Source organism: Streptomyces sp. NPDC107500, from assembly GCF_055582785.1.
Genome location: NZ_JBVJPF010000002.1, coordinates 710,197 through 734,638 on the forward strand (window position 1 = coordinate 710,197; position 24,442 = coordinate 734,638).

Annotated in this window: 31 protein-coding genes; 17 read left to right on the forward strand and 14 right to left on the reverse strand. The window is 72.3% G+C overall.

The window, feature by feature from the left end; translation table 11 throughout:
* Positions 1 to 4: 4 nt before the first annotated feature.
* Complete coding sequence (locus ACZ67M_RS09240; protein WP_469850252.1) at positions 5 to 895, forward strand: S1 family peptidase; 891 nt, start codon at positions 5 to 7, stop codon at positions 893 to 895.
* A gap of 165 nt (positions 896 to 1,060) precedes the next feature.
* Here ACZ67M_RS09240 and ACZ67M_RS09245 read toward each other — a convergent pair whose 3' ends face one another.
* Entirely contained in the window at positions 1,061 to 1,189 is a 129-nt protein-coding gene (locus ACZ67M_RS09245; RefSeq protein ID WP_277343310.1) for an LPFR motif small protein, read from the reverse strand.
* A 216-nt stretch (positions 1,190 to 1,405) separates the two neighbouring features.
* Positions 1,406 to 2,053 (reverse strand): TetR/AcrR family transcriptional regulator, encoded by a 648-nt coding sequence (locus ACZ67M_RS09250; RefSeq protein ID WP_382813048.1) that lies wholly within the window; start codon positions 2,051 to 2,053, stop codon positions 1,406 to 1,408.
* Between the two features lie 213 nt (positions 2,054 to 2,266).
* Here ACZ67M_RS09250 and ACZ67M_RS09255 point away from each other — a divergent pair, with 213 nt between their 5' ends.
* Complete coding sequence (locus tag ACZ67M_RS09255) at positions 2,267 to 3,730, forward strand: MFS transporter (protein WP_469850253.1); 1,464 nt, start codon at positions 2,267 to 2,269, stop codon at positions 3,728 to 3,730.
* A 58-nt stretch (positions 3,731 to 3,788) separates the two neighbouring features.
* On the opposite strand, the gene ACZ67M_RS09260 is transcribed toward ACZ67M_RS09255, so the two are convergent.
* Positions 3,789 to 4,220 carry a VOC family protein gene (locus ACZ67M_RS09260; protein ID WP_386934952.1) on the reverse strand — a complete coding sequence of 144 codons (432 nt, stop codon included), beginning with the start codon at positions 4,218 to 4,220 and terminating at the stop codon, positions 3,789 to 3,791.
* Between the two features lie 108 nt (positions 4,221 to 4,328).
* Here ACZ67M_RS09260 and ACZ67M_RS09265 point away from each other — a divergent pair, with 108 nt between their 5' ends.
* Positions 4,329 to 4,676, forward strand: a complete 348-nt coding sequence (locus ACZ67M_RS09265) for a type II toxin-antitoxin system PemK/MazF family toxin (RefSeq protein ID WP_392012162.1) — start codon at positions 4,329 to 4,331, stop codon at positions 4,674 to 4,676.
* A gap of 30 nt (positions 4,677 to 4,706) precedes the next feature.
* Here the strand turns inward: ACZ67M_RS09265 and ACZ67M_RS09270 are convergent, their stop codons facing one another.
* Positions 4,707 to 5,363 (reverse strand): TetR/AcrR family transcriptional regulator, encoded by a 657-nt coding sequence (locus ACZ67M_RS09270; RefSeq protein WP_392236027.1) that lies wholly within the window; start codon positions 5,361 to 5,363, stop codon positions 4,707 to 4,709.
* A gap of 132 nt (positions 5,364 to 5,495) precedes the next feature.
* Between ACZ67M_RS09270 and ACZ67M_RS09275 the strand changes: the two genes are divergently transcribed.
* Positions 5,496 to 6,506 (forward strand): hypothetical protein, encoded by a 1,011-nt coding sequence (locus ACZ67M_RS09275; protein WP_469850700.1) that lies wholly within the window; start codon positions 5,496 to 5,498, stop codon positions 6,504 to 6,506.
* A 109-nt stretch (positions 6,507 to 6,615) separates the two neighbouring features.
* Here ACZ67M_RS09275 and ACZ67M_RS09280 read toward each other — a convergent pair whose 3' ends face one another.
* Entirely contained in the window at positions 6,616 to 7,644 is a 1,029-nt protein-coding gene (locus tag ACZ67M_RS09280; RefSeq protein WP_469850256.1) for a YdcF family protein, read from the reverse strand.
* Between the two features lie 254 nt (positions 7,645 to 7,898).
* Here ACZ67M_RS09280 and ACZ67M_RS09285 point away from each other — a divergent pair, with 254 nt between their 5' ends.
* Positions 7,899 to 8,222, forward strand: a complete 324-nt coding sequence (locus ACZ67M_RS09285; RefSeq protein ID WP_469850258.1) for a hypothetical protein — start codon at positions 7,899 to 7,901, stop codon at positions 8,220 to 8,222.
* A gap of 418 nt (positions 8,223 to 8,640) precedes the next feature.
* On the opposite strand, the gene ACZ67M_RS09290 is transcribed toward ACZ67M_RS09285, so the two are convergent.
* Positions 8,641 to 9,468 carry a DUF6531 domain-containing protein gene (locus tag ACZ67M_RS09290; RefSeq protein WP_469850260.1) on the reverse strand — a complete coding sequence of 276 codons (828 nt, stop codon included), beginning with the start codon at positions 9,466 to 9,468 and terminating at the stop codon, positions 8,641 to 8,643.
* A gap of 663 nt (positions 9,469 to 10,131) precedes the next feature.
* Between ACZ67M_RS09290 and ACZ67M_RS09295 the strand changes: the two genes are divergently transcribed.
* Positions 10,132 to 10,404, forward strand: a complete 273-nt coding sequence (locus ACZ67M_RS09295; protein WP_469850262.1) for a hypothetical protein — start codon at positions 10,132 to 10,134, stop codon at positions 10,402 to 10,404.
* A 5-nt stretch (positions 10,405 to 10,409) separates the two neighbouring features.
* Here ACZ67M_RS09295 and ACZ67M_RS09300 read toward each other — a convergent pair whose 3' ends face one another.
* Positions 10,410 to 10,817, reverse strand: coding sequence for an ATP-binding protein (locus ACZ67M_RS09300; protein ID WP_392012183.1), 408 nt, complete (start codon positions 10,815 to 10,817; stop codon positions 10,410 to 10,412).
* A 112-nt stretch (positions 10,818 to 10,929) separates the two neighbouring features.
* Here ACZ67M_RS09300 and ACZ67M_RS09305 point away from each other — a divergent pair, with 112 nt between their 5' ends.
* Positions 10,930 to 11,748 (forward strand): helix-turn-helix domain-containing protein, encoded by an 819-nt coding sequence (locus ACZ67M_RS09305; protein WP_469850263.1) that lies wholly within the window; start codon positions 10,930 to 10,932, stop codon positions 11,746 to 11,748.
* Positions 11,745 to 11,936, forward strand: coding sequence for a DUF397 domain-containing protein (locus tag ACZ67M_RS09310; RefSeq protein ID WP_467320740.1), 192 nt, complete (start codon positions 11,745 to 11,747; stop codon positions 11,934 to 11,936). Before ACZ67M_RS09305 ends, ACZ67M_RS09310 begins: the two co-directional genes overlap by 4 nt.
* Here the strand turns inward: ACZ67M_RS09310 and ACZ67M_RS09315 are convergent.
* Positions 11,893 to 13,398, reverse strand: coding sequence for a carboxylesterase/lipase family protein (locus tag ACZ67M_RS09315; protein WP_469850265.1), 1,506 nt, complete (start codon positions 13,396 to 13,398; stop codon positions 11,893 to 11,895). The two genes, ACZ67M_RS09310 and ACZ67M_RS09315, sit on opposite strands and share 44 nt — an antisense overlap.
* Before the next feature lie 140 nt (positions 13,399 to 13,538).
* Between ACZ67M_RS09315 and ACZ67M_RS09320 the strand changes: the two genes are divergently transcribed.
* Positions 13,539 to 13,877 carry an STAS domain-containing protein gene (locus ACZ67M_RS09320; protein ID WP_361363924.1) on the forward strand — a complete coding sequence of 113 codons (339 nt, stop codon included), beginning with the start codon at positions 13,539 to 13,541 and terminating at the stop codon, positions 13,875 to 13,877.
* A gap of 21 nt (positions 13,878 to 13,898) precedes the next feature.
* Here ACZ67M_RS09320 and ACZ67M_RS09325 read toward each other — a convergent pair whose 3' ends face one another.
* On the reverse strand, positions 13,899 to 14,579 hold the full coding sequence (locus ACZ67M_RS09325; protein WP_469850268.1) for a GOLPH3/VPS74 family protein: 681 nt from the start codon (positions 14,577 to 14,579) through the stop codon (positions 13,899 to 13,901).
* 104 nt (positions 14,580 to 14,683) lie between these two features.
* Between ACZ67M_RS09325 and ACZ67M_RS09330 the strand changes: the two genes are divergently transcribed.
* From ACZ67M_RS09330 to ACZ67M_RS09350, 5 genes are all read left to right on the forward strand, one after another.
* Positions 14,684 to 15,181, forward strand: coding sequence for a hypothetical protein (locus ACZ67M_RS09330; RefSeq protein ID WP_386934960.1), 498 nt, complete (start codon positions 14,684 to 14,686; stop codon positions 15,179 to 15,181).
* Positions 15,178 to 15,528, forward strand: coding sequence for a transcriptional regulator (locus ACZ67M_RS09335; protein ID WP_467320738.1), 351 nt, complete (start codon positions 15,178 to 15,180; stop codon positions 15,526 to 15,528). Before ACZ67M_RS09330 ends, ACZ67M_RS09335 begins: the two co-directional genes overlap by 4 nt.
* Positions 15,525 to 16,436: an ABC transporter ATP-binding protein gene (locus tag ACZ67M_RS09340; RefSeq protein ID WP_469850271.1), complete on the forward strand. Its 912-nt coding sequence runs from the start codon at positions 15,525 to 15,527 to the stop codon at positions 16,434 to 16,436. Before ACZ67M_RS09335 ends, ACZ67M_RS09340 begins: the two co-directional genes overlap by 4 nt.
* Positions 16,433 to 17,326: an ABC transporter permease gene (locus ACZ67M_RS09345; protein ID WP_469850273.1), complete on the forward strand. Its 894-nt coding sequence runs from the start codon at positions 16,433 to 16,435 to the stop codon at positions 17,324 to 17,326. Before ACZ67M_RS09340 ends, ACZ67M_RS09345 begins: the two co-directional genes overlap by 4 nt.
* Before the next feature lie 148 nt (positions 17,327 to 17,474).
* Positions 17,475 to 20,072 (forward strand): winged helix-turn-helix domain-containing protein, encoded by a 2,598-nt coding sequence (locus ACZ67M_RS09350; protein WP_469850275.1) that lies wholly within the window; start codon positions 17,475 to 17,477, stop codon positions 20,070 to 20,072.
* Between the two features lie 9 nt (positions 20,073 to 20,081).
* Here the strand turns inward: ACZ67M_RS09350 and ACZ67M_RS09355 are convergent, their stop codons facing one another.
* Both ACZ67M_RS09355 and ACZ67M_RS09360 read right to left on the reverse strand, forming a co-directional pair.
* Entirely contained in the window at positions 20,082 to 20,279 is a 198-nt protein-coding gene (locus ACZ67M_RS09355) for a hypothetical protein (RefSeq protein ID WP_361363942.1), read from the reverse strand.
* A 33-nt stretch (positions 20,280 to 20,312) separates the two neighbouring features.
* Positions 20,313 to 20,885, reverse strand: coding sequence for a potassium channel family protein (locus ACZ67M_RS09360; RefSeq protein ID WP_469850277.1), 573 nt, complete (start codon positions 20,883 to 20,885; stop codon positions 20,313 to 20,315).
* A gap of 86 nt (positions 20,886 to 20,971) precedes the next feature.
* Between ACZ67M_RS09360 and ACZ67M_RS09365 the strand changes: the two genes are divergently transcribed.
* Positions 20,972 to 21,424 (forward strand): SHOCT domain-containing protein, encoded by a 453-nt coding sequence (locus ACZ67M_RS09365; RefSeq protein ID WP_122618256.1) that lies wholly within the window; start codon positions 20,972 to 20,974, stop codon positions 21,422 to 21,424.
* Positions 21,421 to 21,831, forward strand: coding sequence for a DUF7144 family membrane protein (locus ACZ67M_RS09370; protein ID WP_161328463.1), 411 nt, complete (start codon positions 21,421 to 21,423; stop codon positions 21,829 to 21,831). Before ACZ67M_RS09365 ends, ACZ67M_RS09370 begins: the two co-directional genes overlap by 4 nt.
* Positions 21,832 to 21,843: 12 nt before the next feature.
* On the opposite strand, the gene ACZ67M_RS09375 is transcribed toward ACZ67M_RS09370, so the two are convergent.
* The gene (locus ACZ67M_RS09375; protein ID WP_361363945.1) at positions 21,844 to 22,173 is read right to left on the reverse strand and encodes a hypothetical protein; all 330 of its coding nucleotides are present in this window, start codon (positions 22,171 to 22,173) and stop codon (positions 21,844 to 21,846) included.
* Between the two features lie 119 nt (positions 22,174 to 22,292).
* On the opposite strand from ACZ67M_RS09375, the gene ACZ67M_RS09380 reads away from it, so the two are divergent.
* Positions 22,293 to 22,697 carry a VOC family protein gene (locus ACZ67M_RS09380; RefSeq protein ID WP_352155170.1) on the forward strand — a complete coding sequence of 135 codons (405 nt, stop codon included), beginning with the start codon at positions 22,293 to 22,295 and terminating at the stop codon, positions 22,695 to 22,697.
* 96 nt (positions 22,698 to 22,793) lie between these two features.
* Here ACZ67M_RS09380 and ACZ67M_RS09385 read toward each other — a convergent pair whose 3' ends face one another.
* Entirely contained in the window at positions 22,794 to 23,483 is a 690-nt protein-coding gene (locus ACZ67M_RS09385; RefSeq protein WP_392012209.1) for a helix-turn-helix domain-containing protein, read from the reverse strand.
* A gap of 10 nt (positions 23,484 to 23,493) precedes the next feature.
* A complete protein-coding gene (locus ACZ67M_RS09390; protein WP_386934972.1) occupies positions 23,494 to 24,426 on the reverse strand; it encodes an AraC family transcriptional regulator in 933 nt (310 codons plus the stop codon).
* Positions 24,427 to 24,442: the final 16 nt, after the last annotated feature.

Here is a 24,442-nt window from a genome sequence, read left to right on the forward strand (position 1 = left end):
CACAGTGCGACTCTCCCACCCCCACGCCCTTCCGAGACGCGCACGGCTCATCGCCATGGCGACCGGTCTCGCGGCCGCCGCGGCCCTGGCGGTTCCCGCCGCCACGGCGTCGGCCCAGCCGGCCCCTCAGACGTTCAGCGCCACCGAGCTCAAGCAGACGCACGACGCCGTGCGCACCGCCGACGTCGGCGGTACCGCGTGGTACACCGACACCAAGTCGGACAAGGTCGTCGTCACGGTCGACAGCACGGTCAGCAAGGCCGAGATAGCCGAGATCAGGAGCGAGGCCGGTACGAACGCCGGCGCTCTCGTGATCAAGCACACCCCCGGCAAGTTCTCCAAGCTCATCGCCGGTGGCGAGGCCATCACAACGGGTGGAGCCCGCTGCTCCCTCGGCTTCAACGTGCAGGACGGCGCGGGCACCAAGTTCGCGCTGACCGCCGGTCACTGCACCAACATCGGCAGCTCGTGGTCGATCGGCACCACCGCCGGATCCAGCTTCCCCGGCAACGACTACGGCATCATCCGGCACTCCAACGGCGCCGCCGCCGACGGTCGCGTCTACCTCTACAACGGCTCCTACCAGGAGATCACCGGCGCCGGAGACGCCTCGGTCGGCCAGTCCGTCCAGCGCAGCGGCAGCACCACCGGTCTGCACGGCGGCAGCGTCACCGGCCTCAACGCCACCGTCAACTACGGTGCGGACGGCATAGTCAGCGGTCTGATCCAGACCAACGTCTGCGCCGAGCCCGGCGACAGCGGTGGCGCGCTCTTCGCCGGCAGCACCGCGCTCGGCCTGACCTCCGGCGGCAGCGGCAACTGCTCCTCCGGCGGCACGACGTTCTTCCAGCCGGTCACCGAGGCCCTCAGCGCCTACGGCGTGAGCATCATCTGAGTCCTGCGCAATCCGGCGGCCCGTCCGCCGCCTCGGCGCATCGCCCCGTCCGGTTCACCGGGAGGGGCGATGTCCTGAGTACGGCGGAGCAATAGCGGGCCACAGGCACGGAGGGGCGGTACGGCCATGGCCGTACCGCCCCTCCGCAATCGCCACGCGGAGAAGTCAGTGGCGTCCGTGAGCACTCGCGGACGCGCCCCCGAAGAGCCGTGCAAGGGCACGGAAGGGAAGTGTGACGACCGTGGCAATCGCTCCGCCAACGGATCGCAGAACGTCTGCAATGGCCTTCAGCATGTCGGACCTCCAAGCGGGATCTTGCTGTCTTGCGTCAGGAGCCGAGCGCTCCTGTCAGGCTCTGCTTACCGGTTGCCCCTCGGTCGACGGCGAAAACGTAGGGACCTCGCCAGGGCCCGGTGCCACCAACCGCAGCCGATCCGGCCGGAGCCGGCCCGCGCCCACAGCGACGCGGTGATCCGCGGCGGGGCGAAGGCGCCGGCCGTCGTGCCGGGGTCAGGCGCCGGCCTGTAGGCGCAGGCCCGCCAGCGTGAGGTCCAGCGCGGCGAGGAACTGGTCCCGGTCGTCGTGACCCGCGAACTCGTCGGCGATGTGCCGTACGAACGGGAACTCCTCGGCGTCGAGCGACCGCCACGTCTCGGCGAAACGGCCGAGGTACTCCTCGCGGTCCACCTCGCCGTCGAGCAGCTCCTGAGGGATCTCCGCGCCCAGGTCGGCAGCCGTGCCGACGACGACGCCCGTGATCGCCGAGACGGCGTGGAACCGCTGCCGCGACGTGAGGTCGAGGCGCAGGGTCTGCCGGCCGAGCAGCTCGTACAGCCGCAGGGAGTTGCCCTGTACGTCGGTGTTGCGCATGAAGTACGCGGAAAGCCACGGCCGGTCCACGATCGCGTCGAACAGGGTGACGGCCATCGCCCGGAGGTCGGCGATGGGGTCGTCGCTGTCGGGGTGCTCCTCCACGGCGGCCAGGACCCCACTGATCGCGTGGTCGGTGGCGCGGTCGAGAAGCTCGTCCTTGTTCTGGACGTACCAGTAGATCGTGCCGACACCGGTGCCGAGCCGGGCGGCGAGGGCGCGGAACGTCAGCGCGGGACCGCCGGCCTCGTCGAGGAGGGCCACGGCCGCGTCGAGGACGGCCTCCATGGAGTGCGAAGCGCGTCGGCGCCCGCGGGCGGGCCTCTCGGTGGCGGAGCGTGCACGTGTGGGCGGCGGTGTCATCCATCCATCCAAGCACAGGCCGCCGGCACGGCTTGCTTCTCTATTGAACATCGTTCTATGGTGCCCAACGAACAATGTTCTATGAACGAACACCGTTCCATTGTTGGCGGTGTTCAGCGTGCAGAAAGGAGGCCGGTCATGAGTGCCACCACCACCGAAACCGAGCCCTTCCCCACCCGGACCTACGGATCACTGCGGGCGGCGTGGATCCCGTTGGCCGCGCTCTGCCTGGCCTTCTTCGTCGAGATGGTCGACAACACCCTGCTCTCGATCGCACTGCCCACCATCGGCCGCGACCTCGGCGGCAGCACGACCGCCCTGCAATGGGTCACCGGCGCGTACTCACTGACGTTCGGCGGCCTGCTGCTCACGGCGGGGTCGATGGCCGACCGCCTCGGACGCCGGCGCGTCCTGCTCGTCGGCCTCGCCGTCTTCGGCGTGATGAGCCTGTCCGTGGCCGCCGTCGACTCCACCGGTCAGCTGATCGCGCTGCGCGCCGGGCTCGGCGTCGCCGCCGCCGCCATGGCCCCCATCACCAACTCGCTCGTCTTCCGCCTCTTCGACGACCAGGCGCTGCGGATGCGCGCGATGACGCTGATGATCGTCGTCGGCATGTCCGGGTTCATCCTCGGCCCGCTGCTCGGCGGCACCGCGCTCGCTCACGTGAGCTGGCAGTGGCTGCTGCTGATCAACGCGCCGATTGCCCTGATCGCGGCCATCGGTGTGCGGCTCGGCGTCGCGCCCGACCGGCGCGAGGACCTCACCCACGACAGGCTCGACCTGCCGGGCGCCGCCCTGAGCGTGCTCACCATCGGCCTCGCCTGCTACGCCCTGACCAGCGGCGTCGAGCACGGTTGGCGCTCCGTCGCCACGCTCGCCTCGGTCCTGGGAGCCGCGGCCGCGGGCATCGCGTTCGTGTGGCACGAGCGCCACAGCAAGGCCCCCATGCTGGACCTCAAGATCTTCTCCAACGGCACCGTCCGCGGCGCCGCCCTCGCCCAGATCGGCACGTCCGTCGCGATGGCCGGCGTGATGTTCGGGCTCATCCTGCACTTCCAGTACGCCTACGGATGGAGCCCCGTGCGGGCCGGCCTGGCGAACCTGCCGCTCATCGTGACGATGATCGCGGCGACCCCGCTCTCGGAGTGGCTCGCCAAGAGGTTCGGCCACCGCGTCGCCTGCCTGATCGGCGCGGCCTGCCTGACCGTGGCGCTGGCCGGCCTCGCGTGGGGCGTCGACCACGGGTACGCCGCCATCGCCCTGTGCATGGTCGTGATGACCGTCGGGCTGCGCACGGTCATGACCATCTGCGCCATCGCCCTGGTCGAGGCGATGCCCGCCAACCGCACCTCGATCGGCACCGCGCTCAACGACACCGCCCAAGAGGTCGGCACCAGCGTCGGCACCGCCGTCGTCGGCACCCTGGTCGCCGTACTGGTCACCACCCGGCTGCCCGCGGGCGCCTGGGACAGCGGCCTCGTGCGGTCCTTCTTCCACGGCGAGCGCATCACCTACGGCGTGCTTGCCGTGCTCGTCGGCGTGATCGCGCTGGGCGGCGCGCTCACCCTGACCGACTCGCACGCCACCGAAGAGCCGGCCTGAGGCAAGCCGCGGCGAGACCGGGCGGACGGTTCCGGCGCGGGACGCCGTTCTTCGGATGTCAGTCGAGGCAGAACTCGTTGCCCTCGATGTCCTGCATCGTGATGCAGGACTCGTTGACGCCGTCGGCGCGCTGGGTCAGCACATGTGTCGCGCCGAGCGCCATCAGCCGTGCGCATTCGGCCTCGAGTGTGGCAAGGCGCTCGTCACCCACGAGCCCGATGCCGGCCCGCACATCGAGATGCACCCGGTTCTTGACGACCTTGCCTTCGGGAACCCGCTGGAAGAGCAGGCGGGGGCCCACACCCGAGGGATCGGCGCACGCGAAGTAGAGCTCCTCCTCGGGCGGCAGCGAGTGGTGGTACTCCTCCCACGTGGCAAAGCCCTCCGGGACCGGCGGCACGACGTAGCCCAGCACCTCGCACCAGAAGGCAGCGAGGCGCGCGGGTTCCGCGCAGTCGAAGGTCACTTGAACCTGTCTGATCGTTGGCATCGGCGCACGATAACAGGGATGCCGCCCAGGCGGACGGTGAGTTCCTGCGGCACCTTTGACTGACGCGCAGGGGCCGCAGTCATCCACCGCTTTGTGTCAGGAGGACCTGTGCAGCGTGGCGAAGTCTGGTGGGCGGATATCGACGAACGGCGACCGGTCGTACTGCTCTCACGAGAAGGGTCCGAGTTCCGGGCGATGCAGGTCGTCGCCCCCGCCGGCACGGGACTCGGCAAGGTGGCCGCCGAGCTGGCGGTAGGTGCCTCCGAGGGATTGCCCATGGAAGGCGTTCTGCGAGTCGCACTCCCCCGCCCCGGTCTCATCCCTTGCACGTGGCTGGTCACCTTGCGCCGGAAAGATCTGGTCGAGCAGGCGGGCGTCCTGTCACCCGCGAAGCTTGGCGATCTCCAGGAACTCCTCCACCTCGGTGGGCTGGACCAGGAGCCTGCGATCTACTGATTGTTCAGCAGATGCCCCAGTTGGTCGGGTTCACGGCCGGGCGTGCTGCTCGGCGGCGTCGAACGCGGGCGCGAGCGGGGCCAGCGCCGCGCGGAGTTGGTCGGGCAGCGAGCCGGAGGGCACCACCAGTCCTCCGGCGGAGAGACTCTCGGCGCCCTCCGCGTTCCCGGCCGGCCGGAGCCAGCCTTCCAGCGCGATGCGAACGGCCGCGGCCACGCCTGCCGCGAGGACGCGGGCCGTGTGCGCCCCGGCGTCGTCCAGGCGTTCGCCGATCACTGCCGCGAGAGGGGTCTCGATGCCGGCGGCGCTATCGAGGAACGCGTCGCGCAGCGCGGTCTGGGTGGTGATCAGCAGCAGCACCTTGTGTTCACGCTCGCCGGTGTTCGTGTACTGCTCGACCACTGCTTCGGTGACGGCATCGGCCAGGCGCACGCCTCCGGGCCGGGCCGCGACCGCCGCCGCGATGCGCGCCTCCCGGTCCGCGGTAACAGCGGAGACGATCGCCTGCTCGCGGCTGGCGAAGTAGTTGTTGTAGGTGCGCGGCGAGACCCCGGCCGCCTCGGCAATGTCCTCGACCCGCACCTGGTCGGGTCCGCGCTCCACGGCCAGACGCAGCGCCGCCTCACGCAGCGCCTTGCGCGTGGCCTGCTTCTTCCGCTCCCGCAGCCCTCGTGGTGGTGTCGTCACGACGGCAGCGTTCCACACAACGCTGCGCACGCGCAAAGTTGCGCGTGCGTAAACTTGCGTGCGCGCACTTTTCCTGTCAGCCTCAACCCGCCCGAGACCGACGGAGGGGACGTCACCATGCGAGCAAGAGGAATGACCTACGACACCGGATTGGTCGTGCACGGCCAGGTGTCCCGCGAGCACTTCGACCGTGCGGTGGTCCGGCGCGAGCTCGCCATCATCCGTGACGACCTGCACTGCAATGCGGTCCAGATCATCGGCGGCGACCCGGACCGACTGGAGCTGGCCGCCGGTGCCGCCGCCGAACTCGGCCTGGAGGTCTGGTTCTCGCCCTATCCGCTGGAGTTGGATCCGGAGCCGATCCTCACGCTCTTCCGCGACTGCGCCGAGCGAGCGGAACGGCTCCGGCAGCAGGGGGCCGCAGTCGTGTTCGTCGCAGGGGTCGAGCTGAGCGTGATGAACCGCGGGTTCCTGCCCGGTGACAGCCCCGAGGAGCGGGTCGAGCAGCTGATGGGCCAACCCGAGCGGCGGGCCGAGGCGATGCGCGAACTCGGCGTACGCGTCAACGCGTTCCTCCGCGACGCCGCGGCCGCGGTCCGCAAGCGCTTCCGGGGCAGGCTCACCTACGCGGCCATCCAGTTCGAGCAGGTCGACTGGGCTCCCTTCGACTTCGTGACGTTCGAGCTGATCCGCTCCGCCGAGGTCGCCGACAGGTTCCGGGGCGCGGTGCGCACCCTGGCCCAGGACCCGAAGCCACTCGCCGTCACCGGGTTCGGCACCGCGGCCTACCGCGGCGCAGGAGACCGCGGCGGGCGAGTGCTGGAAGTGGTCGAGCACGACCCGCAGACCAAGGCCCCTGTACGGCTGAACGGCATGTACGAGCGTGACGAGGCCGGCCAGGCCGCGTATCTGAGCGAACTGCTGGAGATCTTCGAGACCGAGGGCGTGGACAGCGCGTTCGTGTTCCTGTTCGCCTTGCCCGGCTATCCGCACCGCCCCGACGGCGACCCCAGGGACGACTTGGACCGGGCCGGCCTGGGCATCGTCAAACTCCTCGAAGGGCGCACGGGACAGACCTACCCCGACATGCAGTGGGAACCCAAGGCCGCCTTCACGGCAGTGGCGCAGCGGTATCGGAGGTGACAGGCTCCGCGCACCCGTCCACCGCCGCCGCGGCCCGCGGGCAAACGGCGTGTTGCACCTGGGCGGGTTACTGATGCCGGGCGGTTGGGCCGCTGAGGATCCTCGGCTTCTACATGACGGCCCCCGGTGACGGCCACCCCAGCCACCAGATGAACAGGCCGCTCAGCAGGACGAGCAGGAAGAGTGCGGCGTTGGTGCGGCGGTAGGCGACCAAGAGGGCCACGAACTCGCGGATCATGGCGCTCGGCCAGAAGTACGCGGCTGTCGGCGCCCCGATCACGTGACCCCGGACGCCGGTGCGGCGGGCGGTGATCGCGGCGCGGAAGACGTGGTAGTTGTTCGTGACGATCACGCAGCGGTAATCCGGATTCGCCCGCTCCATCAGGGCTTTGCTGAACGTCAGATTCTCGTCCGTGGTCGTCGAGCGGTCCTCGCGTTCGATCAGGTCGGCGGGGACACCCTGGGTGACCAGGTAGTCGGCCATCGCGTGGGACTCGGGCAGCTTCTCGTCGGGCCCCTGTCCTCCCGAGGTGATCAGAACCGGGCGCCGGCCCTTCCGGGACAGCCTGGCGTGCTCCTTCCGGGCCCGGTCGAGGCGACCGGCCAGCAGCGGGGGCACGGTGGTGCCGCCGCTCAGGCCTGAGCCCAGGACCACCACGTAGTCCGCCCGGCGCCGGATGCGCAGACGTCCGTAAAGGCCCCCGTAAACGAGGAAACAGAGGAACAGGAAGGCGACGTAGCCGGCGAGCGCCACCGCCGTCGCCGCCACGACCACAAGCGTGTGCGTGTGCAGCACCAGCGCGGTGATCAGCAGCGCGAGCAGGGCGATCAGGGCGATGCCCGCCCCCAGGGACAGCAGGTTCGCCGGACTTCTGCCCTCCTTGCGCACCATGGTGATCCCGTTGGCGATGAGGAACCACGCCAGCGTGACGACTCCCACGCCCGCGAGGGTCAGCAGCACGACGGCCAGATCGCGGCCCAACTGGGTTCGCTCGGAGGCCACATGCAGCAAGAGCGCGAGCACCGCGAAGACGGCGGACAGGCCCAGCAGAACCGCATTGCTCACTCGGCGGCGATCTCGAACCACACCGGCACAGAACAGGAAGAAGCAGACGAACGACGGTACAAAGGCCACCATGCGCCGATCCTACGAGGCGTGCGGTGCCCGGCGGGGTGTAGGCCAGGGCCGTCTGGGCGCCGTTCTGCAGGGTACGGACCCACTCACGGTTGAGCTTGTCGTACTTCCAGGTGGTGGTGCCCGAGGCGTCGGTGCGGGTCTTCACGTTGCCGTCACCGTCGTAGGTGTAGGTGACGGTGGAGTTGGTGGAGGACACCTCGCGGACGCGGTCGCGGTTGTCGTAGGTGTAGACGGTGGTGATGTTCCGACCGTCCTTGACCGTCTCCACGCGGCCCAGCGCGTCGTACGTGTACGTCGTCTCGCCCAGCGGCGTCGGTGGCTTGACCTTGCGCAGGTTGCCCTGGTCGTCGTACGTGAACGAGGTGACCTTGCCGCCCGCGTCCTTCGCTGTGCAGCGCTGGCCCTCGAAGCCGCCGCATTCGAGGGTGGCGTTGTTGTACGTGTACTCCCGGGTGCCGCCCGCGGTGCCGGACGTGGTCACCGACATCGTGTTGCCGTTGGCGTCGTACTTGAAGGAGTCCTTGCGGCCGTCCGCGGTCGTGAAATCGTTCGGCAGGTCGGTGCCCGCGACCGTCTGATACGCCGTCATCGACGCCGTCGCGCCCAGCGGCAGCTTCTGGGAGAGGGCGTTGTTGCGGCCGTCCCAGCCGTAGGTGGTCGTGTTGCCGCCCGTGCCGTCCGCGCCGGTGCCCATGGCGTCGATCGCCGTCTGGGTGAGGTGGTTCTTGTACGTGGCGTGGCGGGCGTGGCCGAGCGGGTCGGTGACCTTGGTGACCTCGCCGTCCGCGTTGTGGACGTCCTTCGTAGCGTCGCCGTCGGGGTCGGTGACCGTCGTGGTGCCCGCGTCCGAGGGGGTGGCCGCCGTGTAGTCGTAGCGCCAGGTCGGGCCGATGTGGCCGCCGGACGTCGACTCAGTGGCGCGCTGCATGGAGCGGACGCGATTGTGGCCGTCGTAGGTGAACAGGGTGACCGTGCCTTCGGCGGTGGTCACCTTCGTCACGCGGCGGGAGCCGTCGTACTCGTAGGCGGTGGCCTGGCCTGCGGTGTCGCTGACCTTGGCGAGGTTGCCGGCGCCGTCGAGGTCGAGGACGGCGGTGCGGCCGGTGTGGTCCTTGGCCTGCCACTGATTCGGGTACGTCTTGACCAGGTCGATCCAGCGGCCCGAGCGGGTCTCGGTGAGCTTGAAGCCCTTGTGCTCGCCGCCCTCGTCGTGCTGCTCGACGGTGATCGTGCCCTTGTTCTCTTGTCCGTCACCTTCAGCAGGGTGCCGTGCTCGCTGTAGGTGTCTTTCGTGCCGGACTTGCGGTCGGTCAGGGTATAGGTGCCGTCCGCGTTCTCCTCAAGGTCCTTGGAGTAGCCGGTCGGTGTCGTGTACGTGCCGTCCGACTTGGCGGTGAAGCGGAGCAGGTCGCCGGTGGCGTCGAAGACGTCCACCTCACCGTCGCCCACCTCAAGGTAGCGCTCGTAGGCCTGCCACCAGCGCTGCGACACCTTGCCCCACGGGGCTTCCAGGGAGTTGTACGTGCGGGCCAGCTGGAGTTTCCGGCCGACGCCCGCGATGTCGAAGTCCGTCGCGGCCAGCATCAGGTTGCCGTTGGAGAGGTTCACCCGCGCCACCAGGGCGTCGTTCAGGCGGGTGTCGGTGATCTGGTGCCAGGGCACCTCGCCCTGCCCCTCGGGCAGATAGCCGGAGGCGGCATTGGCTGCCGAGCGTGCAGTGGACGCCTTGGCGAGCTGCTCGCCGGTGGTGCGGGCCTGCTGGGCGGCCCGCCAGGCGGCCACCTCCGGCGACGGCTTCGCCTCCACCTCATCGGCTTCGTCCACGGGCTCTCTGGCTCCGGCAGCCGCGGCTTCGGCGTCGCCGCCAGGCCGGGTGCCGCCGCGATCACGACGGCAGCCGTGGTGATCGCCGAGACGAGGGCGGTTCTGTGCGTTCTGCGGGCACGCCGAAACGGCATGCGCATGGCACGCGAGTGCATCAACTTCCCCCCACAGGAAGACAGACACGGCAGCCCCAACGGTCACCGCGGACTCACAAGCTGTCACAGGAAGCACACAAAACGGCCTGGTGTCCCCCTGAAATGCATGTGCATTCCGGCCGGAATAAGCCCCGCCGCTTCACGCCGGAAATTCGGCAGAAATCTGGCCCAACTAGGCAGGCGAGGGGTTGAATTTGTGGTTCCGTTGTCGACTTCCTCAGGGAACCTGGCCAGAAACGAATGAAGTGGACTCTTCATCGCAAGAAGTAGCCCCTCATGGTCATATTCCAGCCAGGTTCAGACCTGACCCAATCTCCCCACTGGCCCCGGCAACCAAGGGTTTCGCGCTCGTCGCGGCCTGCTGTCACCCCTGGAAAGTTGTCCAGGAGCAATGGTTGAGCGCTGAACGCCGCTGCGAACCGACCTTCACGCCATGCACACTTGCCGCGCCCTGCATGCGTGGTCCCCCAGCCCGCGGCAATCACCCCTGCTGCAAAGGACCCGTCCCATGAGTGCGCCCGGAAGACGCAGAACTGCCGCCCAGTGGGCCGGGCGGCTGCTGTGCTGGAGCCTGGCCCTCGCCATGGTCACCGCCGCCGTCGAGGCGCTCTTCCACCCGGGCGCCGCGTGGTGGCCCTTCCTCTGGCCCGCGCCCTGGTACCTCACCCCTGCCGCCGCGCTCGCCTGGGGCCTCCTGCGTCTGCGCGAGAAGGGTGCGGGCCGGCCGCCCTGCGACGATCACGACGACCTGCCCGCAGAGGACTGGGACCAGGCCGCCTGACCCGCCTACACGCCTCCCACCTCGAACCACACCACCTTGCCGGGTTTCCGCTCCCCCACGCCCCACTTGTCCGCCAGCTCCGACACGAGCAGCAGCCCGCGCCCGCCCTCCCCGGGCTCCCGGACGTCCGCCTGCGGCACCGCCGGTACACCGTCCCCGCTGTCGTGGACCTCCACGCGCACGCCGTCTCCGCAGGGCACCAGCCTCAGCAGGAAGCCGCGCCCGGGTGGCACGCCGTGCACCAGGGCGTTGGTGGCCAGTTCGCTGACGCACAGCAGCACGTCGTCCACGCGCCCGCGCACACCCCACGCGGCGAGGGTCTCCCTCGCGAACGCCCTCGCGGCGGGGACGGACCGGCGCTCCCGGCGGTAGAAGCGCTCACGGGGGGACGGGGGTTGAGTTTCGGTGTTCACGTGACGAGGGTCACGCTCCGTGGTCACACTGAGACAGTGCGCAGGGCCGTACGGCCGGTTTGTACGGGCGCGCGACGGTGGACGTACGGGCGTGGGTGGGGAGTTCGACCTCATGGGGACGACGACACGGAGGAATGCCTCCGCGATGAAGATGGTGGGTGCGCTGCTCGCCCTCTACCGGCAGGCCGCCGGCCACACCCAGAGGTCTCTGGGCGAGCGTTTCGTCATCGGCGAGCAGCAGATCGCCTCGATCGAGCAGGGCCGACGCCCGCTGAAGCCGGATCTCGCCGAGCAGCTCGACGAACTCCTCGACACCAAGGGCGCGTTGTCCATCGCCCTCAGCAAGATGCCCGAGGTGGATCTCGTTCCGTTGTGGGCGGAGGAGTTCCTGGACAGGGAGCGCGAGGCCATCGCCATCTCCGTCTACGACAGTCTCGCCGTGCCGGGCCAGCTTCAGACGGAGGGATACGCACGGGCGGTCTTCCGCAGCCGCGTGCCCGTCTACGACGAGGACGAGATCGAGCTGCGCGTCGCCACCCGGCTGGAGCGGCAGGAGATCCTGCACGGCAAGGTGCCGCCCACGACGAGCTTCGTCATCTGGGAGGCCGCACTGCGAGACCAGTTGGGCGGTGTCGATGTCTACACCGAGCAGGTGCGGAAGCTACGCGACTGCGCGGACATGCCCGGCATCACGCTCCAGGTCCTTCCGCTGGGCCGCACCTCGCATGCGGGGCTCGACGGGCCCTTCGTACTTCTGGAAACCCCCGAGTACCAGCGGCTCGCCTACATGGAGACGCAGCGCGGAAGCCAGCTGATCGCTGACCCGGACGGGGTGGGAATCCTGACGCAGAAGTATGCGATGCTGCGAACGCAGGCCCTCAACACCGAGGATACGAGGGACTTGTTGGACCGTCTCCTGGGAGAAGCATGAGCAGCGACACCGCACTTCAGTGGGTCAAGTCGAGCTACAGCGGGAGCGAAGGCGGTCAGTGCGTCGAGGTAGCCACCCACCCCACCGCCATCCACATCCGCGACTCCAAGACCACCGCCGGCCCCGACACCCCCACCCCGCACATCACCGTCGCACCAAGCGCCTGGACCGCATTCCTCGCATGGTGACGTCCGCCTTCCACAGGTCGAACTCCGCGTCACGCGGCCCGTACGCCACATAGGGCTCGCCCTCGCCGAAGACCTGGACGGGGTGTGTCGCGTCCCAGGCGCGCCAGCCCGGGTCGCCGGACTCGGCGAAGCGGACCCACGCCCCGTGCATCGCGTCCGCCAGGTCCTGCGGGGCGCCCTCGCCCGCGAGCTTGCGGGAGTCCGGTGAGTCGCCCGAGTCGAAGACGAAGCCCAGTTCCAGGGCGTGGCAGGCGCCGAGGTCGGGCAGGCTGGACGGCCAGGCGAACTCGTAGACGTACGAGGATCCGGGCCGCGCGTCGGCCACGCGGTGCAGCGGGACGCGGAGCAGGTGGTCGGTGACCAGCTGCCCCACCGTCTCGGCGGCACCGGCGTCCGGGCGCGCCGCGCGGTAGCCGCGTACGACCTCGTTGCCGCAGTGGCAACGGGCGCGCGCGCCCGCGAGCGCCACCGCGCCGAGCCGGTCGACGCGTTCGAGGAGGCCGCCGGGGACCAGCCAGAGCCGGTATTCGTCGCGGGTCCAGCCCATCATGAGGTCGACGTCCCGGGCCGCGTCGCCGTCGACGAGGGCGTCGAGCGGGTCGTGGGGCATCACGTCGCCGTCGACGACGATGCCGAAGGCGGGGCCGCCCAGTACGGGGCTGCTGAACCGGCCCACCTCGGCCTGGGCGCGCAGCAACTGGGCGCGGTCGGCGGCGGCGAAGGCGACCGCGGTGGCGGGTATCCGGAGGCGGGCGGCCATCCGGCGGACCATGCGCCGCACCTTGTCGCGGTCGGCGGCCTCGGGCGCGCCGCTCTGGAGCACCGCGCGGCGGAACAGCCCCTGGGCCCGGGGCGCGGCGAGCAGGGCGCCGGTGCTGATGGCACCGGCGGACTGACCGGCGACGGTGACGCGGTCGGGGTCGCCGCCGAAGGCCGCGATGGACGCCCGCACCCACTCCAGGGCGGCGATCTGGTCGCGCAGGCCCGCGTTGGCGGGGGCGTCCGGGAAGAGGCCGTAGCCCTCGACGCCGAGTCGGTAGTTGACCGAGACGCAGACCACGCCGTCCCGTGCGAAGGTGGCACCGTCGTAGACGGGGACCGCGGAGGATCCCCTGGTCAGGGCGCCGCCGTGCAGCCAGACCAGGACCGGCAGCCGGGCGCCGGGGCCGGGCTCGGGCGTCCAGACGTTGAGGTTGAGGCAGTCGTCGCCGGGGATAGCCGGGTCGGAGAGGTACTGGGCGAAGGCCTCGGAGTACGGCGGTTTCGGCGCCGTGGGGCCGAAGGAGCCGGCGTCGCGCACCCCGTCCCAGGGCTCTGGCGCCACGGGCGGGCGGAACCGGCGGGGACCGAAGGGCGGGGCCGCGTAGGTGATGCCGCGGAAGACGGCGACCCCGTTCTCGTACCGGCCGCGCACGGCCCCGTACTCCGTGCTGACCACGGGTTTCGTCCGGCCTGCCGTCATGCGCCCACCAGCCCTTCGCCGCACTCTCGTACCGCTCATGGCACAGCGTCACCGTGGCCGTGTCTATTCCGGACCGTCCGCTTCGGCCCGGCTGGGGGACAATGGAAGCCACGCACGCCCGGACTGCGCAGGAGGCCGTCGTGACACTCGACCCTCATCGCTCCACTCAGAACGCGCCCGTATGGCTCGCCGAGGCGGGCGGACGGCACGCCGTGCTGGCCTTCTCCGGCACCCTCGACTCGCACGCGCTCCAGGTCCTGGAGGAACTGCTCATGGACCCGCGGCTGCGGGAGCCGAGCGACTGGACCCTGGAGATGAGCGGTCTGGAGAACATCGACCTGGCGTCCGCCTACGCGCTGATGCGGGCGGTGACCCGGGCGCACGAGCCGGCCAGCCTCACGGTCCGGGGTGCCCGTCCGGCCGTCCACCGGGTGCTGCGGCAGGCCGGGCTGGACACCGTGGTCACCTACACGGAGTGAGCCGCATACCCACGGCCGGCTTCAGTCGGTGGTGACGGCCGCCGCGGTGCCCGCGGTGCCCGCGGTGACGGCGGCGAGGGTCCGCAGCACGGCCGTGTTCACCGCTTCCGCGCCCCAGCTGTCCTGCTCCAGCCTCTTGGCCCGCCGGTAGACCTTGCCCGACCAGGGGATCACGCGGTGCAGGCTCGGCAGGGTTCCGCTCGCGGAGAGCAGGCCGATCAGGGCCGCCGTGCGCCCGTCGGGCTCCTCCTCGTCCACCAGGACCGCGCGCACGCGTTCCAGCAGGGCCTCCTTGTGCCGGGTGTCGGCCGCGGACAGGGACGTCGCGGGGAACAGGCCCAGTACCTTCCTGCGCTCCCGGCGCACCATCCCGCGCTCGACGAGCCGGTCGAGGACCGTCTCGCGCAGGCCGGTGCCGATCTCGATGAGGAGGGTGTTGACGCCGCGGGTGCGCGCGGAGACCTGCCGGTGGGCCTCGCGGAGCACCGGGTCGGAGAGCGGGGCCCCGGCGACGGCGTGGACGCGCACACCGTCCATGCCCACGTCCCGGCGGTCGACGCGCAGCCGTCCGGCCCGGGCCAGTTCGACGAGCACGGCGCCGCCCTGGGCGTAGTACAGCGTCCCGGCGCCCGCGATGGCGCCGGAGGCGTCGTCGAACATCAGCAGCGTCAGGTCCTCGACGATGAGCGGGTCCTTCTGCACGGTCCTCTTCCCTCCGTCTCCGCCCCGACTTGCCTGCCGGGAAAGTCAAGAGTAGCTTTCCCGGCAGGAAAGTAAAGCTGGACGTGGAAGGGGAGGCGGTGGGCGTGGGCACACCGGTGAACGCCGAACAGGCATGGCAGGACCTCCAGCGCATCCGGGTGCCGCAGGAGCGGGTGTACGACGAGGTCGAGCGGTCCGCCTCCGGGGGTCCCCGCGCGACGTACGGCACGGCCGCGCTCATGTGGCTCTTCCTGGCCGCCCAGGGCCTGGACCTGCCCCCGTGGGGCGTCGCGCTCGCCGCCGTCGCGTACCTGTCGCTGCTGGCGTGGATGGTCGTGACGCACACCAACCGGAGCCGGGTGCGGCTGCACCACTCCCGCTACGACTGGCGTTCCCTCGCCACGTTCGCCGGGGGCGCCGTGCTGGTCGGCGGGACGACGGTGCTGACGGGGTGGCTGGCCGAGCCCCTCGAACCGCTGGCGGGCAGCATGATCCAGGCGACCGCGGCGGCGGCCGTCTTCGTGCTGTTCGTGGGCCCTGCCAACCGCTGGTCGACCGGCGCGCTGCGCGGCCGTGGCGCCGGTGCGGAGGCGGGCCGGTGAGCGTCCCCAGCGGCTTCGACGAGCTGATCCACCCCGCCACCCGGCTGTCGGTGGTCGCCCTGCTCGCCGCCACCGAGTGGGCGGACTTCGCGTTCGTCCGCGACAGCCTCTCGCTCAGCGACTCCGCGCTCTCCAAGCAGCTGCACACCCTGGAGGAGGCCGCGTACCTGGAGATCCGGAAGGAGGGTGCCGGCCGCAAGCGGCGCACCAAGGTACGGCTGACGGACCGGGGACGCACCGCCTTCGAGGGGCACGTGGCGGCACTCCGGGCCATCGTCCAGGGCGCCGGGCCCCAGGACGACAACGCCGGGCCGCAGACCTCCCGTCCGGCGGAGGCGGCACGATGACCGCGGCGTCCCCTCCCGTGGTCCGGGCCCGCGGCCTGACCATGGCGTACGGCGACGTCGGCATCCTGCACGGCGTCGACCTGGACGTGCACCGCGGCGAGGTCCTGGCCCTGCTCGGGCCCAACGGCGCGGGCAAGACCACGACCGTCGAGATCCTGGAGGGCTTCCGGCAGCGCTCCGGCGGCGAGGTCCGCGTACTGGGCACCGACCCGGAGCGGGGCGACGACGCCTGGCGGGCGCGGATCGGGCTGGTCCTCCAGTCCTGGCGCGACCACCGCCGCTGGCGGGTCGCCGAACTGCTGACCCACTTCGCCACCTATTACGCCGACCCGCGCGACCCGGCCGAGCTGCTGGACCTGGTCGGCCTCACCGAGCAGGCCGGGCGGCAGGTGGAGCGGCTGTCCGGCGGGCAGCGGCGACGCCTGGACGTGGCGCTCGGCATCGTCGGCCGCCCTGAGCTGCTGTTCCTGGACGAGCCGACCACCGGCTTCGACCCGGAGGCCCGCCGCGAGTTCCACCTCCTGGTCGAACGGCTGGCCCGCGAGGAGGGCGTGACCGTCCTGCTCACCACGCACGACCTGGTCGAGGCCGAGCGGCTCGCCGACCGGATCGCCATGCTGGTCGGCGGCCGGATCCGGGCCCACGGCACCCCCGCGGAGCTGGCCCGCGGGGCCGCAGCGCGGGCCGAGGTCCGCTGGACGGCCGGTGACGGCACGCCCCGGCGCGAACGCACCGAGGACCCCTCACGACTGGTGTGGGAGCTGCACCGGGACGCCGACGGCCCGATCGCGGACCTGGAGGTCCGGCGTCCGACGCTGGAGGACACGTATCTGCACATGGTGCACCGGCCGGACGCCGGCACCGACGGTGTCGACGGGATCGCGGAGAGGGAGGCACGGGCCGCATGACGGAGACACGGCTGGAGCGGCAGGGCCCGCGCCGCGCCGTCCGCGCCCCGTGGCGGGCCGGGTTCCTGCGCGGCGGCATCGAACTGCGCCACCTCCTGCGCAACCCCAAGGAGATGTCCGGCCACCTCGGCAACGTGGTGGTGGCGCTGGTCGTCGCCGGACTCGTCGGCGACGACGTGCCCGGGACCCGGACGCCGATGGCCCACCTGGTGCTGGCCGGCTTCGCCGCCTACCTGATGTTCCAGATCGGGCTGATCAGCCTCCCGCAGATGCTGGTGACCGAACGGGAGGAGGGCGCCTTGCTGCGGCTGCGCGCGACGCCCGGCGGGATCCCGGCCTACCTGGTGGCCAAGTGCCTGCTGGTGGTCGTCACGACGGTCGCCACCCTGGCCGTGCTGCTGGGACTCGCCGCGCTGCTGGTGGACGGGCCGCTGCCGCAGGGGCCGGGCGGCTGGGTGACGCTGCTGTGGGTCAGCACGCTCGGGCTGCTCGCCGTCGTACCGCTGGGGGCGGCCATCGGCGCGGTGCTGCCCAACCCGCGCGAGGCACTGGCGTTGATCATGCTGCCCACCATGGCGCTGCTGTTCACCTCCGGCGCCGTGTTCCCGCTGACCTCGCTGCCCGTGCCGGTCCAGCAGGTGGCCTCGGTCTTCCCGCTCAAGTGGATGGCGCAGGGCCTGCGTTCGGCCCTGCTGCCGGACAGCGCCCGGGCCGCCGAGGCGGCCGGTTCCTGGGAGCTGCCCATGGTCGCGCTCGTCCTGGCCGCCTGGGCCGTGCTCGGCTTCCTCCTCGCCGTCCCCCTCCTGCGCCGCGCCGCCCGCCGCGAGTCCGGCTCCCGCCTGAGCGCGCGCCACCGCAAGGCGGAACAGAGCGGCGCGCTGCCCGCCTAGGTCCTGACGCCCGTCCGGCGGACCGTGCCGCGCCGCGGGTCCCCTCCCCCGCCGGGCGGCCTTCCCGTCGCCGCGCCGCGCCGTGTGAACGCTGCGATGCTGAGAGGGCAGGCGCGCTTCTCACGGGGCGACGAAGGTGGTGCTGACCATGGCCGGGGAGAGGCAGAGTGGTCGCGGGCCGACGGCACCGGGGCAATGGCCCGGGGCGGGCCCCTTTCTGCGTACCCGCACGGCGGTGCCCGCCCTTCCCCCGACGTTCCTGAGGCGCGGGCGGCTGTCCCGGCGCCTCGACGACGGTCTGGACACGCCGTTGACGGTGGTGAGCGGCGCCGCGGGGGCCGGGAAGACCCTGCTGGTCGCCGACTGGGCGGCCCGGGCGGGGCAGCCCGTCGCCTGGCTGACCAACGACGCCGGGCACCAGGGCGGCGGAACGTTCTGGGCCTACCTGTTGGAGGCACTGCGCGGTGCCGGTGAACCGGTGCCCCCGGAGGTCGGGGCCCCCGCCTGCGGGGACCGGGTCGACCCGATGTTCCCCTCGCGTCTGGCCGGCGCGCTGAGCGAGCGGGAACGGCCGGTGGTCGTGGTGCTGGACGAGTACGACCGGGTGACCGATCCGGAGATCGCCGCACAGCTGGAGTTCGTCCTGCGCCACGCGGGTCCGGGGCTGCGCCTCTTCCTCGTCACCCGCAACGAGCCCCGGCTCCCCCTGCACCGCTACCGGGCGTCCGGTCAGCTGACCGAGGTCAGGAACGCGGACCTGGCCTTCACCCCCGAGGAGGCCGCCGCGCTCCTCGAACTGCACGGCCTGCGCCTCGCCCGGCCCGCCATGCTCGGGCTGGTGGAGCACACGCGCGGCTGGGCCGCGGGGCTGCGGCTGTGCGCGCTGGCGGCACGGGACAGTCCGGATCCGGAGCGGTACCTGAAGGAGTTCGAGGCGGGCCACTCCGCGGTCGCCGACTTCCTGCTGGCGGAGGTGCTCGACCGGCAGGGACCCGGCGTCCGGGGCCTGCTGCTCCGGGTGAGTGTGCTCGACGACTTCCGGCCCGAGCTGGCGGACGCGCTGACCGGGCGCCGCGACGCCGAATCCGCGCTGGCCGGGCTGCGGCGGCAGAACGCGTTCGTCGAGTACCGGGGAGACGTCTCGTACCGGCTGCACCCGCTGTTCGCGGAGATCCTCCGCGCCCACCTGCGTGAGCGGCTGCCCGGTCTGGAGGCGGAGCTGCACCGGCGGGCGGCGGCGTGGCTGCGGCGGCACGGGCGGCTCACCGAGGCGCTGCGGCACGGCGCCGCCGCCGACGACTGGGAGTTCACGGCCGGAGCGCTGCTCGGCGACCTCGCCGTCGGCCAGTTGTTCACCGGGCTGCGGTCCGCCGACCTCTCCGCCCTGTTCGCACGGATGCCCGCCACGGCCACCACCCCGGCCGCGGAGCTGGTCCGCGCGGCACGCGGCCTGGCCCGGTCCGACCTGGAGGGTGGTCTGGCCCATCTGCGGCACGCCGAGCGGGGTCTGACGGCGGACGCCCCCGCGGCCGACCGGATGTGCGGGGCGCTGCTCCAGGCGCTGGCGGCGCGGCTGACCGGTGCGCCGGAGCGGGCGGCGACGGCGGCCGGTACCGCGGGGCAGCTGCTCGGCGAGCTGCCGGAGGGGCTGCTGGACGAGCACCCCGAGGTCGTCGCCCTTCTGCGGGCCCATGTGGGCTGCGCCTTGCTCTGGGCCGGCCGCCTGGACGAGGCACGGGCCGAACTGGCGGCCGTGGCGGGCGGCGACGAACGGGCGGCGACGGCACCGGCCCGCGAGGACGCGCTCGGCCACCTCGCCCTGATCGACTACCTGGACGGCCGCCCCTCGGCCGCCGAGAGCAGGGCACTGGCGGCCACGGCGGTACGGCGGCGGTTCAGTCTGCCGGGGCGGTCCGGGTCGGGCATCGCACTCGTGGTGCTCGCGGCAGTCGCTGTGGAACGCGACGAACTCGATCGCGCCGAGGCGTTGCTCGACGTGCCGGGCGGCGGGGAGCAGGCGGTGCGGGACCCGGTGTGCGCGGGGGCCCGCGCCGCCACCACGGCCCGGCTGCTGCTGGCCCGCGGCCGGGCCCGCGCCGCCTTCGACGCCCTGCGGCGGCCGGTGCCCGGGGTGACCGTCTCACCGTGGCTGGAGGCGCACCGCGCCGTGCTGACCGCCGCCGCGCACCAGGCCGCGGGAGACCGGGGGGCGGCCTGTGCGCTCCTGCGACGCGTTCCGCCGGGGCCCGCGATGTGCGCCGTGGAGGCCGCGGGCGTCCAGTTCGCCGCGGGCTTCCCCGAGGCGGCGCTGAGGCGGCTCGACGCGCTCCCCCCGCGCGGCGACCCGGGTCCGGCCGTGCGGGTGCGGGCCGCGCTGCTCAGGGCACGGGCGGCCGATGCCGCCGGGGACGCCGTCGCCGCCCGCAGGCTGGTCGGCCACGCCGTGCGGGAGGCGCGGCGCGAGCGGCTGCGGCGCCCGCTGCTCGACACCGGCCCCTGGGTGCGTCCGCTGCTGGCCCCGGCGCCCGCACCGCCGTCCGCGGCACCGGTCGTGCCGGACCTCAGCCCGAGGGAGCGGGAGGTGCTGGGCGGGGTCGCGCGGCTGATGTCGTACGAGGAGATCGGGGCCGAGCTGTTCATCTCGGTGAACACGGTCAAGACCCACCTCAAGAGCGCCTACCGCAAGCTGTGCGTGAACCGGCGCTCCGACGCCGTGCGCCGCGCGCGGGAACTGCACCTGCTGTGACGCGGCGGCTCACACCGGACGCTGACGCAACTCCATGACCCGCAGGCCGAGGGACTGGCAGCGGTCGAGCAGCCCGTACAGCTGCGCCTCGTCCACGACGGCCCCGTACAGCACCGTCTGGCCGTCCATCTCCACGTGCCGCAGCTCGGGGAAGGCCCTGGCCAGCGCTGCCGACAGATGACCGTCGACACGAATCTCGTAGCGCATCACCTCGCCTCCCTCCTGCGATGCGCGCCCGCGTCAGTCGGGCGGCGGCTCCCTGCCCTGCCGCCGCAGACCGGTCTGCACGGCGCCCACCAGCACCCGCGCGGCCACACCCACCAGGAGCAGGCCGCCGGCCATCTGGATCATCACCACCAGCCGGCCCGTCTGGGAGTGGGCGACGATGTCGCCGTACCCCACGGTGGCGAACGTGGCCAGCGTGAAGTACAGCGAGTCCGTCTTGGTCAGCGCCTCGCTGAAGGTTCCCGGACTGGCCCGCTCCAACAGGTAGTAGAACGCGGCGAACAGCACCAGGAACAGCACGGCGGTGGCGGCGAGGGCCTCGGCGGCCCGCAGCCGGGGGTGCGGGGAGAGCAGGATGGCCCGGATCTCCCAGAGGAAGACCAGGACGACCGCGACCAGGCCGCACACGAACGCCGCCCAGGTGGCGGCGGTGGGGCGCTCGTCCAGCGGCAGCAGGTAGTAGGCGGCGAACAGACCCGTCGTCACGCCCGCGGCCCGCGCGAGGGCCACGGCCGTCGCCCGACGCCGCCGGGACACCGACCCGGTGAGCGGGTCGGGACCCGCCCGGTCCTCCACCGGTTCGTCCACAGCCTCATCACACCGCCGGACACGGCCCTGCCGGATCACCCGCGGAGGGTGATCCCGCGCGCCCCCGCCGTCGCGACACTGTGGTCATGAACGGACAGGTGTTTCTGGCGTACGACTATCCGCTGCTCAGCGTGTTCTGGTCGCTGCTCTGGTTCTTCCTGTGGATCATGTGGTTCATCCTGCTCTTCCGCATCGTGACCGACATCTTCCGCGACGACGAGCTCGGCGGCTGGACCAAGGCGGGATGGATGGTGTTCGTCATCGTCCTCCCCTTCATCGGCGTCCTCATCTACGTGATCGCCCGGGGCAGGGGCATGGGCCGCCGTGAGCACGCCCACGTACGGGCCCGGCAGGAGGAGATCGACGACTACATCCGCAAGACGGCGGGGAGCGGGCACGGGCGGAGCGGCAGCGTGGACGAGCTGGCCAGGCTCTCCGAGATCCGCGCCCGCGGCGACATCACGGAAGACGAGTTCCGCAGGGCGAAGGAGCTGGTGCTCAGCGGCTCCGGGCCGGCCGGACCGAAGGAGGCACGATGACCGCGACCCACGGCGCACGCGCGCACACGACCAGGGGGGCCATGGCCGGCGGGCTCACGGCCTTCGCGGGCGTGATGCTGATGATCTCGGGTCTGCTCGGGATCTTCCGGGGCATCATGGCGATCGCCGAGGACGACGTGTTCGTCACGACGCCCGAGTACGTCTTCCGGTTCGACCTCACCGGCTGGGGCTGGATCCATCTCGCGCTCGGGATCGTGGCGGTGCTCGTCTCGCTCGGCCTCTTCCGCGCCTCGCTGTGGGCACGGGTGGTCGGCGTCGGCATCGCGGCGCTCGTCCTCATCGCGAACTTCCTGTCGCTGCCCTACTACCCGGTCTGGTCGATCGTGGTGATCGCGATGTCGGCGTTCATCATCTGGGCGCTGTGCGTGGTCCGGCAGGACCAGTGACGCGGGCCGCCCTCAAGGGCGGTGCGCCGCCGCGTCCTTGGTCAGCTGCACGGCGGCGAGCAGGCTGAGGCCGGGTGCCGCCTCGCGCAGCGTCTTGACGGCCCGCACGGAGTCGACGGGGCCCTCGTGGCCGGCCGCGGCGAGGCGTTCGTGGACCCAGCGGGCTCGCAGCTCGGCGTCGGAGGCCGCGGCGGCCCGCTCGGCGACGGCGGCGGCCGCCTCCAGGCCGGGCCGTTCCTCGGGCGTCGCCGCGGCGAGCGCCTGGCGGATCCCGTGGGCGATGACGTCGGCGTCGCGCAGGACGAGGACGTTGAGTTCCGGTGTCTTGTTCCGTCCGAGCATGCGGTCATCGTCGACGCCACGGCCCGTCCGGGGCAAGGCGCTTGAGGAGTTCCTGAGCCAAGGGGCTCGTGTCCGTTTTCTTCAAGACCCGGGCGGCACGCCCTGTCTACGGTGACGTCATGACCGCACGATTCAACGCCATCGGCCTCGTCGTCTCCGACATGTCCGCCTCCGTGGCCTTCTACCGCCGGCTCGGCTTCGCGTTCCCCGACGGCTGCGAGGGGCAGCCGCACGCGGAGGCCGAACTGCCGGGCGGCATCCGGCTGCTGCTCGACACCGAGGAGTCCGTCCAGTCCTTCATGCCCGGGTGGCAGCCGCCGGCCGGGGGCGGGCGCCATTCGCTCGCCCTGCTGTGCGACACACCCGCCGAGGTCGACGCGCTCTACGCCGAACTGACCGCCGCCGGCTGCCACGGCGAGCAGAAGCCGTGGGACGCCGGCTGGGGCCAGCGCTACGCCGTACTGGGCGACCCCGACGGCCACGGTGTGGACCTGTTCGCGCCGCTGGCGGCGGCCGCCGAGTAGTGCGCCGGTGGTGACGCCCGCCGGCTCCCGTACGTCTCGCGTCGCCCGCACACGGCGGTACATCGCACCGGACCAGCGCGTCCGCCCGTTCGCCCGCTAGCGACGGTCACCGAGCAGCTCACCCGGAGTGACGCCCGCCAACTCCCGTACGTCACGCGTCAGGTGGGCCTGGTCCGCGAAGCCGGTCCGGGCGGCCGTCTCGGCGAGGGGCGTGCCGGCGCGGGCCAGGGCGAGGGCGCGTTGCAGGCGCAGGACCCGGGCCAGGGTCTTGGGGCCGTAGCCGAAGGCGGCCAGGGAGCGCCGGTGCAGCAGGCGGGCGCCGACGCCGAGTGCGTCGGCGGTCGCGGCGACGGGGCGGCCCGCGTCGAGGGCGGCCACGATCCGGAGCGGCAGCGGGTCGGGGGGCTCCGCCTCGGCGGCCCGGGACAGCGCGGCCTCCTCCAGTCCGCTCGCCGGATCGGGGGCCGCGTTCACCCGCGCGGCCAACTGCCGGGCGCGGGCGGCCGGCCAGAGGTCGGTGAGGTCGACGCGCCGGTCGCGCAGCTCGCGGGCGGGGACGCCGAGGAGCGCGGGCGCGGTGCCGGGCGGGAAGCGGACGCCCGCCCAGGGGGCCGCGGTGCCCTCCGTGAGGTGGGCGCGGGTGTCGGGTCCGGCGACCAGGAGCCGGCCGTCGTGCCAGAGCAGGTCCATGCAGCCGTCCGGCAGGACCCGTCCCGGCTCCGGCTCGGTCGGGGTGCTGGTCCACACCACGGCGCCGGTCAGGCGGGAGGCGCGTTCCGCGTACACGGGTGCCAGGTTACGCCGGTGTCCGGTACTCCTGCGGGCTGACGCCGTACACCCGTTTGAAGGCGGTGGACAGGGCGAAGGCGCTGCCGTAGCCGACCTGGCGGGCGATCGCGCCGAGGGTGTCCTCGCTGTCGCGCAGCCGGTCGGCGGCGAGGGCCAGGCGCCAGCCGGTGAGGTACGCCATCGGGGGTTCGCCCACCAGGTCGGTGAAGCGCCGGGCCAGGGCGGCGCGGGACACCCCGGACTTCGCGGCGAGGGACGCCACCGTCCACGGGTGCGCGGGGTCGTCCTGGAGCAGGCGCAGCGCGGGGCCGACGACGGGGTCGCCCAGGGCCCGGTACCAGGCGGGCGCCTCGCCGGACGGTCCGGCGAACCAGGCCCGCAGCGCGGCGATGACCAGCAGGTCGAGGAGGCGGTCCAGGACCACCTCCTGGCCCGGTTCGTCGCGCGCGACCTCCGTCATGAGCAGGGGGGTGAGCGGGTTGTCCCAGGCGTCGGAGGTGAGGGACAGCAGCGGGGGCAGGGCGTCGAGGAGCCGCCCGCCGATCTCGCCGCGCACCAGGTAGCTGCCGATCAGCAGCACCGCCGCGCCGTCGGGCCGGTCGCCCCAGGCGCGTACGCCGAGGTCCATCGAGCCGTTGAGGGGCCGCCCGTCCGGGTAACTGCACGCCCCGCCCGGCAGGATCACCGCCTGCGGGGCGGTGGCCGGGTCGTCGGCGCAGGTGTAGGGCTCGGGCCCGCGCGCGACGGCGAGATCACCGGCCCGCAGCCGCACCCGCTCCCCCGCGTCCGGCACGACCCAGGCGTCCCCGCGGACCACGAGCATCACCGTCAACGGCGCCCGGTCCTCGACCCGGACGGCCCACGGCGGATCGAAACAGGCACGGATCATGAACGCCCCACGGGCGCGGGGGCCTTCCAGCAGACCGGCGAGTGCGTCCATGGCGGCCCAGCGTAGA

Coding starts and splice junctions, on each gene's coding strand:
- ACZ67M_RS09345 (WP_469850273.1), top strand. CDS start 16,433: ATGACGGAGACACGGCTGGAGCGGCAGGGCCCGCGCCGCGCCGTCCGC.
- ACZ67M_RS09375 (WP_361363945.1), bottom strand. CDS start 22,173: ATGCTCGGACGGAACAAGACACCGGAACTCAACGTCCTCGTCCTGCGC.
- ACZ67M_RS09280 (WP_469850256.1), bottom strand. CDS start 7,644: ATGGTGGCCTTTGTACCGTCGTTCGTCTGCTTCTTCCTGTTCTGTGCC.
- ACZ67M_RS09380 (WP_352155170.1), top strand. CDS start 22,293: ATGACCGCACGATTCAACGCCATCGGCCTCGTCGTCTCCGACATGTCC.
- ACZ67M_RS09295 (WP_469850262.1), top strand. CDS start 10,132: ATGAGTGCGCCCGGAAGACGCAGAACTGCCGCCCAGTGGGCCGGGCGG.
- ACZ67M_RS09340 (WP_469850271.1), top strand. CDS start 15,525: ATGACCGCGGCGTCCCCTCCCGTGGTCCGGGCCCGCGGCCTGACCATG.
- ACZ67M_RS09255 (WP_469850253.1), top strand. CDS start 2,267: ATGAGTGCCACCACCACCGAAACCGAGCCCTTCCCCACCCGGACCTAC.
- ACZ67M_RS09355 (WP_361363942.1), bottom strand. CDS start 20,279: ATGCGCTACGAGATTCGTGTCGACGGTCATCTGTCGGCAGCGCTGGCC.
- ACZ67M_RS09245 (WP_277343310.1), bottom strand. CDS start 1,189: ATGCTGAAGGCCATTGCAGACGTTCTGCGATCCGTTGGCGGAGCGATT.
- ACZ67M_RS09275 (WP_469850700.1), top strand. CDS start 5,496: ATGACCTACGACACCGGATTGGTCGTGCACGGCCAGGTGTCCCGCGAG.
- ACZ67M_RS09390 (WP_386934972.1), bottom strand. CDS start 24,426: ATGGACGCACTCGCCGGTCTGCTGGAAGGCCCCCGCGCCCGTGGGGCG.
- ACZ67M_RS09350 (WP_469850275.1), top strand. CDS start 17,475: ATGGCCGGGGAGAGGCAGAGTGGTCGCGGGCCGACGGCACCGGGGCAA.
- ACZ67M_RS09365 (WP_122618256.1), top strand. CDS start 20,972: ATGAACGGACAGGTGTTTCTGGCGTACGACTATCCGCTGCTCAGCGTG.
- ACZ67M_RS09250 (WP_382813048.1), bottom strand. CDS start 2,053: ATGGAGGCCGTCCTCGACGCGGCCGTGGCCCTCCTCGACGAGGCCGGC.
- ACZ67M_RS09310 (WP_467320740.1), top strand. CDS start 11,745: ATGAGCAGCGACACCGCACTTCAGTGGGTCAAGTCGAGCTACAGCGGG.
- ACZ67M_RS09315 (WP_469850265.1), bottom strand. CDS start 13,398: ATGACGGCAGGCCGGACGAAACCCGTGGTCAGCACGGAGTACGGGGCC.
- ACZ67M_RS09370 (WP_161328463.1), top strand. CDS start 21,421: ATGACCGCGACCCACGGCGCACGCGCGCACACGACCAGGGGGGCCATG.
- ACZ67M_RS09305 (WP_469850263.1), top strand. CDS start 10,930: ATGGGGACGACGACACGGAGGAATGCCTCCGCGATGAAGATGGTGGGT.
- ACZ67M_RS09260 (WP_386934952.1), bottom strand. CDS start 4,220: ATGCCAACGATCAGACAGGTTCAAGTGACCTTCGACTGCGCGGAACCC.